Source organism: Klebsiella sp. K47 (genome assembly GCF_051858335.1).
Taxonomy (GTDB): Bacteria; Pseudomonadota; Gammaproteobacteria; order Enterobacterales; family Enterobacteriaceae; genus Klebsiella; species Klebsiella pneumoniae.
Window position 1 is genome coordinate 1 of the sequence record NZ_JBPYUI010000012.1, and the last position, 14,518, is coordinate 14,518.

The 14,518-nt window shown below is 57.9% G+C and carries 14 protein-coding genes; 12 read left to right on the forward strand and 2 right to left on the reverse strand.

The window, feature by feature from the left end:
- Positions 1 to 323: 323 nt before the first annotated feature.
- Positions 324 to 1,463, reverse strand: coding sequence for a tRNA epoxyqueuosine(34) reductase QueG (gene queG, locus RRF55_RS13305; RefSeq protein ID WP_048975092.1), 1,140 nt, complete (start codon positions 1,461 to 1,463; stop codon positions 324 to 326).
- A gap of 13 nt (positions 1,464 to 1,476) precedes the next feature.
- Between queG and nnr the strand changes: the two genes are divergently transcribed.
- The 9 genes from nnr to hflC all read left to right on the forward strand — a co-directional run bounded on the left by nnr (position 1,477) and on the right by hflC (position 11,719).
- Positions 1,477 to 2,988, forward strand: a complete 1,512-nt coding sequence (nnr, locus tag RRF55_RS13310) for a bifunctional ADP-dependent NAD(P)H-hydrate dehydratase/NAD(P)H-hydrate epimerase (protein ID WP_004198690.1) — start codon at positions 1,477 to 1,479, stop codon at positions 2,986 to 2,988.
- On the forward strand, positions 2,981 to 3,442 hold the full coding sequence (gene tsaE, locus RRF55_RS13315; protein ID WP_002885589.1) for a tRNA (adenosine(37)-N6)-threonylcarbamoyltransferase complex ATPase subunit type 1 TsaE: 462 nt from the start codon (positions 2,981 to 2,983) through the stop codon (positions 3,440 to 3,442). The genes nnr and tsaE overlap by 8 nt, the downstream gene beginning before the upstream one ends.
- Before the next feature lie 16 nt (positions 3,443 to 3,458).
- A complete protein-coding gene (amiB, locus tag RRF55_RS13320; protein ID WP_032439123.1) occupies positions 3,459 to 4,814 on the forward strand; it encodes an N-acetylmuramoyl-L-alanine amidase AmiB in 1,356 nt (451 codons plus the stop codon).
- Between the two features lie 10 nt (positions 4,815 to 4,824).
- Entirely contained in the window at positions 4,825 to 6,684 is a 1,860-nt protein-coding gene (gene mutL, locus RRF55_RS13325; protein WP_004152020.1) for a DNA mismatch repair endonuclease MutL, read from the forward strand.
- Positions 6,677 to 7,627, forward strand: a complete 951-nt coding sequence (gene miaA, locus RRF55_RS13330; protein WP_002885652.1) for a tRNA (adenosine(37)-N6)-dimethylallyltransferase MiaA — start codon at positions 6,677 to 6,679, stop codon at positions 7,625 to 7,627. The genes mutL and miaA overlap by 8 nt, the downstream gene beginning before the upstream one ends.
- A 92-nt stretch (positions 7,628 to 7,719) precedes the next feature.
- Positions 7,720 to 8,028 carry an RNA chaperone Hfq gene (gene hfq, locus RRF55_RS13335; RefSeq protein ID WP_002885659.1) on the forward strand — a complete coding sequence of 103 codons (309 nt, stop codon included), beginning with the start codon at positions 7,720 to 7,722 and terminating at the stop codon, positions 8,026 to 8,028.
- 75 nt (positions 8,029 to 8,103) lie between these two features.
- Positions 8,104 to 9,384, forward strand: a complete 1,281-nt coding sequence (gene hflX / locus RRF55_RS13340) for a ribosome rescue GTPase HflX (RefSeq protein WP_004146725.1) — start codon at positions 8,104 to 8,106, stop codon at positions 9,382 to 9,384.
- Between the two features lie 65 nt (positions 9,385 to 9,449).
- The gene (hflK, locus tag RRF55_RS13345; protein ID WP_004146726.1) at positions 9,450 to 10,712 is read left to right on the forward strand and encodes an FtsH protease activity modulator HflK; all 1,263 of its coding nucleotides are present in this window, start codon (positions 9,450 to 9,452) and stop codon (positions 10,710 to 10,712) included.
- Positions 10,713 to 10,714: 2 nt separating this feature from the next.
- A complete protein-coding gene (gene hflC / locus RRF55_RS13350) occupies positions 10,715 to 11,719 on the forward strand; it encodes a protease modulator HflC (RefSeq protein WP_004192484.1) in 1,005 nt (334 codons plus the stop codon).
- An 82-nt stretch (positions 11,720 to 11,801) separates the two neighbouring features.
- Here the strand turns inward: hflC and RRF55_RS13355 are convergent, their stop codons facing one another.
- Positions 11,802 to 12,092, reverse strand: a complete 291-nt coding sequence (locus RRF55_RS13355) for a hypothetical protein (RefSeq protein ID WP_004894787.1) — start codon at positions 12,090 to 12,092, stop codon at positions 11,802 to 11,804.
- Between the two features lie 222 nt (positions 12,093 to 12,314).
- Between RRF55_RS13355 and RRF55_RS13360 the strand changes: the two genes are divergently transcribed.
- From RRF55_RS13360 to nsrR, 3 genes are all read left to right on the forward strand, one after another.
- Complete coding sequence (locus RRF55_RS13360) at positions 12,315 to 12,512, forward strand: DUF2065 domain-containing protein (RefSeq protein WP_002885664.1); 198 nt, start codon at positions 12,315 to 12,317, stop codon at positions 12,510 to 12,512.
- A gap of 102 nt (positions 12,513 to 12,614) precedes the next feature.
- Positions 12,615 to 13,913 carry an adenylosuccinate synthase gene (locus tag RRF55_RS13365; RefSeq protein ID WP_002885665.1) on the forward strand — a complete coding sequence of 433 codons (1,299 nt, stop codon included), beginning with the start codon at positions 12,615 to 12,617 and terminating at the stop codon, positions 13,911 to 13,913.
- A gap of 150 nt (positions 13,914 to 14,063) precedes the next feature.
- Complete coding sequence (nsrR, locus tag RRF55_RS13370; RefSeq protein ID WP_002885667.1) at positions 14,064 to 14,489, forward strand: nitric oxide-sensing transcriptional repressor NsrR; 426 nt, start codon at positions 14,064 to 14,066, stop codon at positions 14,487 to 14,489.
- The last annotated feature ends 29 nt before the right edge of the window (positions 14,490 to 14,518 follow it).

Sequence of the window (14,518 nt, forward strand, 5' to 3'; positions counted from 1 at the left end):
GCACGACCTTGCCAAGGTCGGGGTCGCGAGTTCGAGTCTCGTTTCCCGCTCCAAATTTTCTTCCATCTCTTATTTATCCACAGTGCAATCCAGCGCCGGGGATGATTTTCGTTTGGTCCTCAGAAATACTGTGAACAGAGTTATCCACAGGTTATCGTTCCGTCACTGGCGGCGCAAATGCTTCGCTTTGTAAATAGTATCTTTGTATGTGATTGAAATTTAACAAATAAATTTCATTTCAAAATGTTAATCCGATCACTTGACCTTGGTCTGCGCCTTGAAACGCAATGTGTTTTAGATTTTATTCACAGCCTATGAATGAATCAGGCGTCGCGCGGCAAGCCTTTCTCTACCACTCTGACCAGACGTAATTTTTTCGGCAGCTGTACTTCAACGGCGTCGGCGTTCCGCTTTTTCAGTTGCTGGGCAATCGCCCACTCAATGTGTTCGTCGAGAAGCGGGTGCTCGCCCCGGCGGCTCTCCAGGGCGCGAAGATGGGCTTCATCCCAGGGCGCATTGCCCAACGCGACGGCGATATTACGCAGCCAGCGCAGGTGGCCAATGCGACGAATCGCCGACCCTTCGGTCACCTTCAGAAACCACGCTTCGCTCCAGGCGAACAGCTCCACCAGCGGCGGGGCATGCAGCGCTTTGCGTGGGCTGAAATCCTCTTCATCGGTGAGCTGTGAGAAACGGTTCCACGGGCAGATCAGCTGACAATCATCACAACCGTAAATACGGTTGCCGATTAGTGGACGGAACTCCTCGGGGATTGTACCTTCCAGTTCAATGGTGAGATAGGAGATGCAGCGCCGGGCGTCGACGGTATAGGGCTCAACGATGGCCCCGGTGGGACAGATGGTCATGCAGGCGACGCAGCGCCCACACTCCTCCGCAACCGGGCTGTCGACCGGCAGGGGCAGATCAATCAGCAGTTCGCCGAGGAAAAAGAACGATCCGGCGTCGCGGCTTAAGATTAGTGAGTGCTTACCTGTCCAGCCAAGGCCCGCTTTTTCTGCGATTGGCCGTTCCAGGATAGGCGCGGAATCGACAAAAGGTCTAAAATTGAGCGAAGCACACTGTTCCTGAATCTTCTCCCCCAGCTTTTTCAGGCGATTACGTAGCAGCTTATGATAATCACGCCCGAGGGCATAACGGCTGACGTAACCCAGCGTGGGATCTTTCAGGGTGCGGGCAAAGGCGGCGTTAGCGGGCAGATAGTTCATCCGCACGCTGATGACGCGTAACGTACCGGGCAGCAGTTCGTGGGGACGGGCGCGCATCATACCGTGACGGGCCATCCATTCCATTTCGCCGTGGTATTGTTTATCCAGCCATGCCTGCAGTTTGGGTTCACTGGCGCTGAGGTCGGTATCGGCGATCCCCACCTGCTGGAACCCAAGCTCTGTGCCCCATTGTTTGATTTGTTGCGCTAACTGAACGAGATCGAGGGGCTGTGACATGATGGACCATACAATGACGAAAAACCCTGACAGTATACCATACAACATTTGGCCTGCGGAGGCGCTGCGCCTGGCCGAACGAGAGGCGGCGGACAGCCTGGGGCTGACGCTGTTCGAACTCATGCAGCGCGCGGGCGAGGCGGCGTTCCAGCTGGCCAGCTGTGCTTATCCTGCCAGCGCGCACTGGCTGATCCTCTGCGGACATGGCAACAACGGCGGCGACGGATATGTCGTTGCGCGTCTGGCACAGGCCGCGGGGCGGCGTGTGACGCTGCTGGCGGTGGAGAGTGACAGCCCGCTGCCGGAAGAGGCGCAGGCGGCGCGGGAGGCGTGGCTTAACGCCGGCGGCGTGATCCATGCGGCGACCATCCCATGGCCCGACGATATCTCACTGATTATTGATGGCCTGCTCGGCACCGGTCTGCGCAGTGCGCCGCGCGATCCCGTTGCGGCGCTCATCCACCAGGCGAACCACCACCCGGCGCCGGTGGTGGCGCTGGATATCCCTTCCGGCCTGAATGCGCAGACGGGCGCGACGCCAGGTGCGGTGGTACAGGCCGACCATACGCTGACCTTTATCGCCCTCAAGCCGGGGCTGCTGACCGGCAAGGCGCGGGATGTCGTCGGGCAACTCCACCATCATGCGCTGGGGCTCGAACGCTGGCTCGCCGGACAAAGCACTCCTCTGACGCGGTTTTGCGCCGCCCACCTCGCCGACTGGCTGCCGCCGCGGCGGGCCACCTCCCATAAAGGCGATCACGGTAAACTGGTGATTGTCGGCGGCGATCGCGGCACGGCAGGCGCTATCCGTATGTGCGGTGAAGCGGCCCTACGCAGCGGCGCGGGACTGGTGCGAGTACTTACTCACCCGGAGAACGTGGCGCCCATTGTCACCGTGCGGCCGGAATTAATGGTAGATGAGCTGACGCCGCAGACTCTGAAAGCCGCGCTGGAGTGGGCGGACGTGGTGGCGATTGGCCCGGGCCTGGGGCAGCGCGAATGGGGGCGCAGCGCCCTGCGCACGGTGGAAAGTTTTAACAAACCGATGGTCTGGGACGCCGACGCGCTGAACCTGCTGGCATTCAATCCCGATAAACGTCACAATCGCGTGCTAACGCCGCACCCCGGCGAAGCGGCCCGTCTGCTGAACGTCAGCGTGGCAGAAATTGAAAGCGATCGCTTACTTTCTGCGCAGCGTCTGGTAAAACGGTATGGCGGCGTGGTTGTGCTGAAAGGCGCGGGCACGGTGGTGGCCAGTGAAAGCGGGGCGATGGGCATTATCGATGCCGGCAATGCCGGGATGGCCAGCGGCGGGATGGGCGATGTGCTCACCGGCATCATCGCCGCGTTGTTAGGACAGCACCTGACGCCGTATGATGCTGCCTGTGCCGGGTGCGTCGCTCATGGCGATGCCGCCGACCGACTGGCCGCCCGCGAGGGCACCCGCGGCATGCTGGCGACCGATCTCTTTTCCACGCTCAGGCGTGTTGTTAACCCGGATGTGATTGACGTAGACCATGATTAACCGAGTGATTCCTTTACCCGATGAGCAGGCCACGCTGGCCCTTGGCGACCGCATCGCGCAGGCCTGTACCGGCGCCACCGTGATTTATCTGTATGGTGATTTAGGCGCGGGGAAAACGACCTTCAGCCGCGGCTTTTTGCAGGCGCTCGGTCACCGCGGCAATGTCAAAAGCCCAACTTATACCCTGGTGGAGCCCTATACCCTCGAGAACCTGATGGTGTATCACTTCGATCTCTACCGTCTGGCGGATCCTGAGGAACTCGAATTTATGGGGATCCGTGATTATTTTGCCGACGATGCCATCTGCCTGGTGGAATGGCCGCAGCAAGGCGCAGGTGTCCTGCCTGACCCGGATGTTGAAATTCACCTTGATTACCAGGCACAAGGGCGTGAGGCGCGTATTACCGCGATCTCCTCACGGGGTGAATCTTTACTGGCGCGTTTAGCCTTTTAGCCTGAAGGATGACGGGATGAAGTATCGCATAACCACCTGGCTTGCCGCTGCGCTGATGCTGTCGAGTCTTCACGTCACTGCGGCGAGTTTATCCGATATCCAGGTCTCTAACGGAGACCAGCAGGCCCGTATTACCCTAAGCTTTGTCGGTGAGCCGGAGTACTCCTTTACCCCACAGGGTAAACGTCTGGTGGCGCTGGATATCAAGCAGACCGGCGTATTGCAGGGACTACCGCTGCAGTTTAGCGGCAGCAACCTGGTGAAGAGTATTCGCGCCGGCACGCCGCAGGATACGCAGACGCTGCGTCTGCTGGTGGATCTGACGGAAGATGGCAAAACCCGGGCGGTGAAGCAACAGAACGGGGCGAATTACACGGTGGTCTTTACCATCAACGCCGACGCGCCGCCGCCGCCGCCTCCGCCGCCCGTGGTGGTGAAACGGGCCGACCCGCCGCCGGTGATGCCTTCCCGGACGACGACGTCAGGGCGTAACCCGTTCAGCTCGTCGGGTCATGAACGGCAGACGGTGATGACCTCCTCTCAGCCGGCGATGACCAACAATCAGACCGTGACTCGCCCGGCGGCCCGCACGGTGTCGGCGGATGATAAAGTCATTATCGCCATTGATGCCGGGCACGGCGGCCAGGATCCTGGCGCGATTGGCCCGAACGGCACCAAAGAGAAAAACGTGACTATCGCTATCGCGCGCAAGCTGCGGGCGTTACTGAACGCCGATCCGCAGTTTAAGCCGGTGCTGACCCGCGACGGGGATTACTTTATTTCGGTGATGGGCCGCTCTGACGTGGCGCGTAAGCAAAACGCCAATTTCCTCGTCTCTATCCATGCTGACGCCGCGCCAAACCGCGATGCCACTGGCGCCTCGGTGTGGGTGCTCTCGAACCGTCGCGCCAACAGCGAAATGGCCGGTTGGCTCGAGCAGCATGAGAAGCAGTCTGAACTGCTCGGCGGTGCGGGCGATGTGCTGGCAAACAGCCAGGCCGACCCCTACCTGAGCCAGGCGGTGCTGGATCTGCAGTTTGGTCATTCCCAGCGCGTCGGCTACGATGTGGCGACCAACGTGCTGAGCCAGCTGCAGCGTATTGGCAACCTGCACAAACGCCGCCCGGAGCATGCTAGCCTTGGAGTGCTGCGCTCGCCGGACATCCCGTCGATCCTCGTGGAAACGGGCTTTATCAGTAACAACGGCGAAGAGCGGCTGCTGGGTAGCGATGATTACCAGGAGCAGATTGCGGAGGCGATTTATAACGGCTTACGCAACTACTTTATGCAGCATCCGCTGCAGTCGGCGCCTCGCGGCGAGGCGGCGCAGACCGCCAGCGCCGCGGCGCCGGGCGGGATGTTGATTAACTAAGGAGCAGGGGATGCCGATTCAGGTTCTGCCGCCGCAGCTCGCCAACCAGATTGCCGCCGGCGAGGTGGTGGAGCGGCCCGCGTCGGTGGTGAAAGAGCTGGTTGAGAACAGTCTTGATGCGGGCGCTACGCGGATTGACATTGATATCGAACGCGGCGGCGCGAAGCTCATTCGCATCCGCGATAACGGCAGCGGCATCAAAAAAGACGAGCTGGCGCTGGCCCTGGCTCGTCATGCGACCAGCAAGATCGCCTCGCTTGACGATCTGGAGGCCATTATTAGCCTCGGCTTTCGCGGCGAAGCGCTGGCCAGTATCAGTTCGGTAGCGCGCTTAACGCTGACTTCGCGCACGGCGGAGCAGCAGGAAGCCTGGCAGGCGTATGCTGAAGGCCGCGATCAGGCGGTGACGGTGAAGCCGGCGGCGCACCCGGTCGGTACCACTCTGGAAGTCCTCGATCTGTTCTATAACACCCCGGCGCGGCGCAAATTTATGCGCACCGAAAAGACCGAGTTCGGCCACATTGACGAGGTGGTGCGCCGCATTGCGCTGGCGCGCTTCGACGTCACTATCAACCTCAGCCATAACGGCAAGGTGATGCGCCAGTATCGGGCCGTCGCTCAGGATGGCCAGCGCGAGCGCCGGCTGGGGACAATTTGCGGCGCCGCTTTTCTCGAACATGCGCTGGCGATCGAGTGGCAGCATGGCGATCTGACCCTGCGCGGCTGGGTCGCCGATCCGCTGCATACCACCCCGGCGCTGGCGGAAATTCAGTATTGCTACGTTAACGGGCGGATGATGCGCGATCGGCTGATCAACCATGCTATCCGCCAGGCCTGTGAAGACAAGCTAGGGGCCGATCAGCAACCGGCGTTTGTGCTGTATCTGGAGATCGATCCCCATCAGGTGGATGTAAACGTCCACCCGGCCAAGCATGAGGTGCGTTTCCATCAGTCGCGCCTGGTGCACGACTTTATCTACCAGGGCGTACTGAGCGTACTGCAGCAGCAGCTTGACGCGCCGCTGGCGGAAAAAGACGACCCGCCGGCGCCGCGCCCGATGCCGGAGAACCGCATCGCCGCGGGAGGCAACCAGTTTGCGCGGCCAGCGGAAGCGCGGGAGCCTGCGACCCGCTTCAGCATCACGCCATCGCGTGAGCCTGCGGCCTCCAGCGGCAAACCGGGCGGCGCGAGCTGGCCGCATGCGCAGCCGGGTTACCAGAAGCAGCAGGGAGCGCTTTATCGTCAACTGCTCGACACGCCAACGGCGCCAAAGCCAGCGTTGCAGCCTCCGGCGGCGGCAGAGTTGGCCGGTCACAGTCAGAGCTTTGGCAGAGTGTTGACGATTGTTGGCGGCGACTGCGCGCTGCTGGAGCGCGAGGGTGGTCTGGCGCTGCTGTCGTTGACCGTTGCCGAGCGCTGGCTGCGCCAGGCGCAGTTGACCCCGGGAGCGGAGGCGGTATGTGCTCAGCCGCTGCTGATCCCGCTGCGGTTAAAAGTTACGGAAGGGGAAAAACAGGCGCTGGCCGCCGCTCAGCCGGCGCTGGCGCAGCTAGGGATCGATGTGCATACCGATGCCCTGCACGTGACGGTGCGCGCGGTCCCTTTACCCTTAAGACAACAAAATTTACAAATCTTGATTCCTGAACTGATAGGCTACCTGGCGCAGCAAAACGCATTCGACGTCGGCAATATCGCCCAATGGATGGCGCGTAATCTGACGAGCGAACAGACGTCATGGAATATGGCGCAGGCGATTGCGCTGCTGGCGGACGTTGAGCGTCTTTGCCCGCAGCTGGTGAGAACGCCGCCGGGTGGCCTGTTACAACCTGTAGATCTCCATTCGGCGATGAATGCCCTGAAAGATGAATGATGTAACCGAGGCGAGCCTGCCCAAGGCAATTTTTTTAATGGGCCCGACGGCCTCCGGCAAAACCGCGCTGGCGATAGCCTTACGTAAAGTTTTGCCAGTAGAGTTGATTAGCGTTGATTCCGCCCTCATTTATCGGGGAATGGATATTGGCACCGCCAAACCGGATGCTGCGGAGCTTAGCGCTGCGCCGCATCGGCTGCTGGATATTTTGGATCCTGCGGAGGCCTATTCCGCGGCGGATTTTCGCCGCGATGCGCTGGCGGCGATGGCGGATATAGTCGCCGCCGGGCGAATTCCGCTGTTAGTCGGCGGAACGATGTTGTATTTCAAAGCGTTGCTGGAAGGATTGTCGCCCTTACCGTCGGCTGACCCAGAGGTCAGAGCGCGGATTGAGCAGCAGGCCGCAGAGCAGGGGTGGAATGCGTTACATCAGCAATTACAGGAGATCGATCCCGTGGCTGCTGCGCGTATTCATCCAAATGATCCGCAAAGGCTTTCCCGGGCACTGGAAGTTTTTTTCATTTCGGGTAAAACTTTAACGGAACTGACGCAAACGTCAGGAGACGCTCTGCCATATCAGGTGCATCAGTTCGCCATCGCCCCGGCGAGCCGTGAACTGCTCCATCAACGCATAGAACAGCGTTTTCATCAGATGTTAGCTTCAGGTTTTGAAGCAGAAGTACGGGCGCTTTTTGCCCGCGGAGATTTGCATACGGACATGCCTTCCATCCGTTGTGTTGGATACCGCCAGATGTGGTCATATCTCAATGGCGAGATCCCGTATGATGAGATGGTTTATCGAGGTGTTTGCGCCACGAGACAGTTAGCCAAACGTCAGGTCACCTGGCTGCGCGGTTGGGAAGGTGTGCACTGGTTAGACAGTGAACAACCTGAACAAGCGCTCAACAAAGTATTACAGGTTGTTGGTGCGAGCCAGAACTGAACGTGTACAATTAAACGGTATCGTGCGTAATTTTTTTTGAGAATCGTAAGGTTCTGAGTACAAAACAAGCATACATATAAGGAAAAGAGAGAATGGCTAAGGGGCAATCTTTACAAGATCCGTTCCTGAACGCTTTGCGTCGGGAACGCGTTCCGGTTTCTATTTATTTGGTGAATGGTATCAAGCTGCAAGGGCAAATTGAGTCTTTCGATCAGTTCGTGATCCTGTTGAAGAACACGGTCAGCCAGATGGTCTATAAGCACGCAATTTCTACTGTTGTCCCGTCTCGCCCGGTGTCTCACCACAGCAACAATGCTGGCGGCGGTTCCAGTAACTATCACCACGGTGGTAGCGCGCAGGGTTCTTCTGCGCCGCAACAAGACAGCGACGACGCCGAATAAGGCCAGTGCTGTTTTTCCACGCCGGGGAGCCAGGTTTTCTGCGTTCCCCGCTGGTATTTTATAAGGGGTTTACGCTTGTTTGACCGTTATGACGCCGGTGAGCAGGCGGTACTGGTACACATCTATTTTTCGCAAGACAAAGATATGGAAGATCTCCAGGAGTTTGAAACTCTGGCCTCTTCCGCCGGTGTCGAAGCAATGCAGGTGATTACCGGTAGCCGTAAAGCACCGCACCCGAAGTATTTTGTTGGTGAAGGTAAGGCAGTCGAAATTGCGGAAGCCGTTAAAGCGACCGGCGCTTCGGTCGTGCTCTTCGATCATGCCCTGAGTCCGGCGCAAGAACGTAACCTGGAACGCCTGTGCGAATGCCGGGTTATCGATCGCACCGGTCTTATTTTAGATATTTTCGCCCAGCGCGCGCGCACCCATGAAGGGAAATTGCAGGTCGAGCTGGCGCAGCTGCGCCATATGGCGACTCGCCTTGTCCGCGGTTGGACCCACCTTGAAAGACAGAAGGGCGGGATTGGTTTGCGTGGCCCGGGTGAAACCCAGCTCGAAACCGACCGCCGTTTATTGCGTAACCGTATCATGCAGATCCTGTCGCGGCTGGAAAAAGTCGAGAAACAGCGCGAGCAGGGGCGGCGGTCGCGTGCGAAAGCCGATATTCCTACCGTGTCGCTGGTGGGCTATACCAACGCCGGAAAATCAACGCTCTTTAACCAGATCACTGCCGCCGAGGTCTATGCCGCGAACCAGCTGTTCGCCACCCTGGACCCGACGCTGCGCCGCATTGACGTCCCTGACGTCGGCGAAACGGTGCTGGCCGATACCGTCGGCTTTATTCGCCACCTGCCGCACGATCTGGTAGCCGCGTTTAAAGCGACGTTGCAGGAGACGCGTCAGGCGACGCTGCTGCTGCATGTGATTGACGCGGCGGATGTCCGCGTGCAGGAAAACATTGATGCGGTAAATACGGTTCTCGCTGAAATTGAGGCCGATGAGATCCCGGCGCTGCTGGTGATGAACAAAATCGACATGCTTGACGATTTTGAACCGCGCATCGATCGCGACGATGAAAATAAACCGATTCGGGTCTGGCTTTCAGCCCAGACCGGGGTTGGCGTACCACTGCTTTTTCAGGCATTAACGGAGCGTCTTTCCGGTGAAGTGGCCCAGCATACGCTGCGCTTACCGCCGAAAGAAGGGCGACTGAGAAGCCGTTTCTATCAGCTTCAGGCGATAGAAAAAGAGTGGATGGAGGATGACGGCAGCGTGAGTCTGCAGGTGCGCATGCCGATCGTTGACTGGCGGCGCCTCTGTAAGCAAGAGCCAACGCTTGTTGACTATGTGGTTTAACCTTGCAGCTTGCCTGAAGATATTGACCCCTGTGGGGATATCAAAAACAAATATGGAGCATATACATGGCGTGGAATCAGCCCGGTAATAACGGACAGGACCGCGACCCGTGGGGGAGCAGCAAACCTGGCGGCAACTCTGAGGGAAATGGCAATAAAGGCGGTCGCGAGCAGGGGCCGCCGGATCTGGATGATATCTTCCGCAAGTTAAGTAAAAAACTTGGCGGGCTCGGCGGCGGCAAGGGCGGACTGGGCGGCGGCAATAGCGCGCAGGGGCCTCGCGGACCGATGGGCGGGCGTATTGTCGGCATCGTTGCCGCGGCGGCAGTGATTATCTGGGCGGCCAGCGGTTTCTATACCATTAAAGAGGCCGAGCGCGGCGTGGTCACCCGTTTTGGTAAGTTCAGCCATCTGGTTGAGCCTGGCCTGAACTGGAAACCGACCTTTATCGATAACGTTCAGGCGGTGAACGTGGAGTCGGTGCGCGAACTTGCGGCTTCCGGCGTCATGCTGACCTCTGACGAAAACGTGGTGCGCGTTGAGATGAACGTGCAGTACCGCGTCACCGATCCGGAGCGCTATCTGTTTAGCGTGACCAGCGCGGACGACAGTCTGCGTCAGGCCACCGACAGCGCGCTGCGCGGCGTGATCGGCAAATACACCATGGATCGCATTCTGACCGAAGGTCGTACCGTGATCCGTAGCGATACCCAGCGTGAGCTGGAAGAGACGATTCGCCCGTACAACATGGGTATCACTCTGCTGGACGTCAACTTCCAGACGGCGCGTCCGCCGGAAGAGGTGAAGGCCGCGTTTGACGATGCCATTGCCGCGCGTGAGAACGAGCAGCAGTACATTCGTGAAGCGGAAGCGTATACCAACGAAGTCCAGCCGCGGGCGAATGGTCAGGCGCAGCGTATCCTCGAAGAGGCACGCGCCTATAAGACCCAGACCGTTCTGGAAGCCCAGGGTGAAGTGGCTCGCTTTGCGAAGATCCTGCCGGAATACAAAGCCGCGCCGGAAATTACCCGCGAGCGTCTGTATATCGAAACCATGGAAAAAGTGCTGAGCCACACCCGTAAAGTGCTGGTCAATGACAGCAAAAACGGCAATCTGATGGTTCTGCCGCTGGATCAGATGCTGAAAGGCGCCGCTGCGCCGGCAGCAAAGAGCGATAGTAGTGACGCCAGCGATCTGCTGCGCCTGCCGCCAGCATCCAGCTCAAGCAGCGCCAGCACCTCATCAACCTCGAGCTCAACCGGGGGTAGCATTATGGACCAACGCCGCGCTAACGCGCAGCGTAACGACTACCAGCGTCAGGGGGAATAACGATGCGTAAATCTGTTATCGCGATCATTGTCATCGTGCTGGTAGTGCTCTACATGTCTGTCTTTGTCGTAAAGGAAGGCGAGCGCGGTATCACGCTGCGTTTCGGTAAAGTTCTGCGCGACGACGAAAACAAGCCGCTGGTGTATGCGCCAGGCCTGCACTTCAAGATCCCGTTTATCGAATCGGTGAAGATGCTGGATGCGCGTATTCAGACCATGGACAACCAGGCTGACCGTTTCGTTACTAAAGAGAAGAAAGACCTGATCGTCGACTCCTATATCAAGTGGCGTATCAGCGACTTCAGCCGTTACTACCTGGCAACCGGCGGCGGCGACGTCTCCCAGGCCGAGGTGCTGCTGAAGCGTAAATTCTCTGACCGTCTGCGGTCTGAAATTGGTCGTCTGGATGTGAAAGATATCGTCACCGACTCCCGTGGTCGCCTGACCCTGGAAGTGCGCGATGCGCTGAACTCGGGTTCGGCCGGTACGGAAGATGAGGTTAGCACCCCGGCGGCTGACGACGCGATTGCTAAAGCGGCAGAGCGTGTGGAAGCCGAAACCAACGGTAAAGTGCAGGTGATCAACCCGAACAGTATGGCGGCGCTGGGTATCGAAGTTGTCGACGTACGTATCAAACAGATCAACCTGCCGGCAGAAGTGTCGGAAGCGATTTATAACCGTATGCGCGCGGAGCGTGAAGCGGTTGCTCGTCGCCACCGTTCACAGGGTCAGGAAGAGGCGGAAAAACTGCGCGCGACTGCGGACTATGAAGTCACCAAGACGCTGGCGGAAGCCGAGCGCCAGGGCCGTATCCTGCGTGGTGAAGGTGATGCGGAATCAGCGAAACTGTTTGCCGACGCGTTCAGCCAGGATCCAGGCTTCTACTCCTTTATCCGTAGCCTGCGTGCCTATGAGAAGAGCTTCCAGAGCAATCAGGATGTGATGGTCCTGAGCCCGGACAGCGATTTCTTCCGCTATATGCGTTCACCGGATTCGGTGCGTAAATAAGCCGGAGAAGGTGTAAACCTGAAGTAATAATGCGAAAAGGCGCCTGAAACAGGCGCCTTTTTTCATGCTGCGAGGGCGGGAATTAGTTGCCGAGTAGCTTGTTCAGCAGGCCGCCGATCACCGGCAGGCTTGCCAGCGTACTTTCGATGGTGCCGCCGATAGAAGAGCCGATGCTTTCGCCTAAGGTTTTGCCCAGGTCCGGCGCCAGGTCGGCCAGATTGAGGGTGCCAAGCAGTGGCAGGTTAATGCTCAGGGCATCGGTGCCCATCGTCCATGCGGCTGCGCCGACCTTGCTGCCTAAGGCCGCCAGACCATCCTGTAACCAGCCTGCGCCGCTCACATTTTCGATTTCAAATGCGGTTAATTCTCTCATCATAATCTTCCTGATTAAGTAGACGTACCGGGTTGTAGTACGCGATGGCATAGTTACAATTTAAAAAATATCCAGCAATACAATTAGTTGTGAATTTTGTTTCACCTTTCCGGTTCATAATGAAGCTGAAATACGGGACAATGTGAAATGAGGGAATGAATTCACCATGCTGGCCGAGACGCCCGCGAGGGCGGCAATGATACTTTTCAATTAGGGTTGACGATGAACTCCACCATTTGGCTGGCGCTGGCGCTGGTTTTAGTACTTGAAGGGCTTGGCCCGCTGCTTTATCCGCGCGCCTGGCGCAAGATGGTCGCCAGCCTGAGCCAGCTACCGGATAATTTATTGCGTCGTTTTGGCGGCGGACTTGTGGTTGCCGGGATTGTGATCTACTACATGTTGAGGAAATCGATTGGCTGATCAAAAAGTGGTCGGATTTGCCTTATTTTGGATGCAAAAAGTGCTGTAACTCTGAAAAAGCGATGGTAGAATCCATTTTTAAGCAAACGGTGATTTTGAAAAATGGGTAACAACGTCGTCGTACTGGGCACCCAATGGGGTGACGAAGGTAAAGGGAAGATCGTCGATCTCCTGACTGAACGGGCTAAATATGTTGTGCGCTACCAGGGTGGTCACAACGCCGGCCATACTCTCGTAATCAACGGTGAAAAAACCGTTCTCCATCTTATTCCATCAGGCATTCTGCGTGAAAACGTCACCAGCATCATCGGTAACGGCGTCGTGCTGTCTCCGGCCGCGCTGATGAAAGAGATGAAGGGCCTGGAAGACCGTGGTATCCCGGTTCGCGAGCGTCTGCTGCTCTCTGAAGCCTGCCCGCTTATCCTTGACTATCACGTGGCGCTGGACGTGGCGCGTGAAAAAGCGCGTGGCGCGAAAGCGATCGGCACTACCGGTCGCGGCATTGGCCCGGCTTACGAAGATAAAGTCGCTCGTCGCGGTCTGCGCGTTGGCGATCTGTTCGATAAAGCAACCTTCGCCGATAAACTGAAAGAAGTGATGGAATATCACAACTTCCAGCTGGTGAACTTCTACAAAGCAGAAGCGGTTGACTACCAGAAAGTGCTGGACGATGTGATGGCGATTGCCGACATCCTGACCAGCATGGTGGTGGACGTATCCGACCTGCTGGATCAGGCGCGTCAGCGCGGCGACTTCGTGATGTTCGAAGGCGCGCAGGGTACGCTGCTGGATATCGACCACGGTACCTACCCGTACGTTACGTCCTCTAACACCACCGCAGGTGGCGTGGCGACCGGCTCCGGCCTGGGCCCGCGTTATGTGGATTACGTTCTCGGTATCATTAAAGCGTACTCAACTCGCGTCGGTGCAGGTCCGTTCCCGACCGAGCTGTTTGATGAAACTGGCGAGTTCCTCTGCAAGCAGGGTAACGAATTCGGCGCCACCACCGGCCGTCGTCGTCGTACCGGCTGGCTGGACGCGGTCGCAGTCCGTCGCGCGGTGCAGATTAACTCCCTGTCCGGCTTCTGCCTGACTAAACTGGACGTCCTCGACGGCCTGAAAGAAGTGAAAATCTGCGTTGGCTACCGTATGCCGGATGGCCGTGAAGTGACCACCACTCCGCTGGCTGCCGATAACTGGGAAGGTATCGAGCCTATCTACGAAACCATGCCGGGCTGGTCCGAAACCACCTTCGGCGTGAAAGAGCGCAGCGGCCTGCCGCAGGCAGCCCTGAACTACATCCAGCGTATTGAAGAGCTGACCGGCGTGCCGGTGGATATCATCTCTACCGGTCCAGACCGTACCGAGACTATGATTCTGCGCGATCCGTTCGACGCGTAATCACTCTCAAGGGGCGCCGTTCGGGCGCCCTTGTTTTTGCTGTTCGCCCGCCCCATTTCAAATAAATTAGCGGCCTGAGCGCTGGCTGGTTTATCATCAATAATAATGATGTCGCTCGACATACCCTGTTTTCTTTTCCCTGAGGTTTATGTGCAGTTAACGAGTTTCACCGATTACGGACTACGCGCGCTGATTTATATGGCGTCGCTGCCGGAAGGACGAATGACCAGTATCTCGGAAGTGACCGAGGTCTATGGCGTCTCCCGTAATCATATGGTTAAAATAATCAATCAGTTAAGTCGCATGGGCTACGTGACTGCCGTGCGGGGGAAGAACGGGGGCATTCGCCTCGGCAAACCAGCAGGACAGATCCGCGTCGGTGACGTGGTGCGTGACCTTGAACCCTTATCGCTGGTCAACTGCAGCAGCGAGTTTTGCCACATTACACCAGCCTGTCGTCTGAAACAGGCACTAGCTGAAGCCGCGCAGAGTTTTCTCAAGGAACTGGATAACTATACGCTGGCTGATTTGGTTGAGAAGAATCAACCGCTTTATAAATTATTGCTGGTGGAGTGACGCCACTCTGCCGGAGATGACAACGGAGG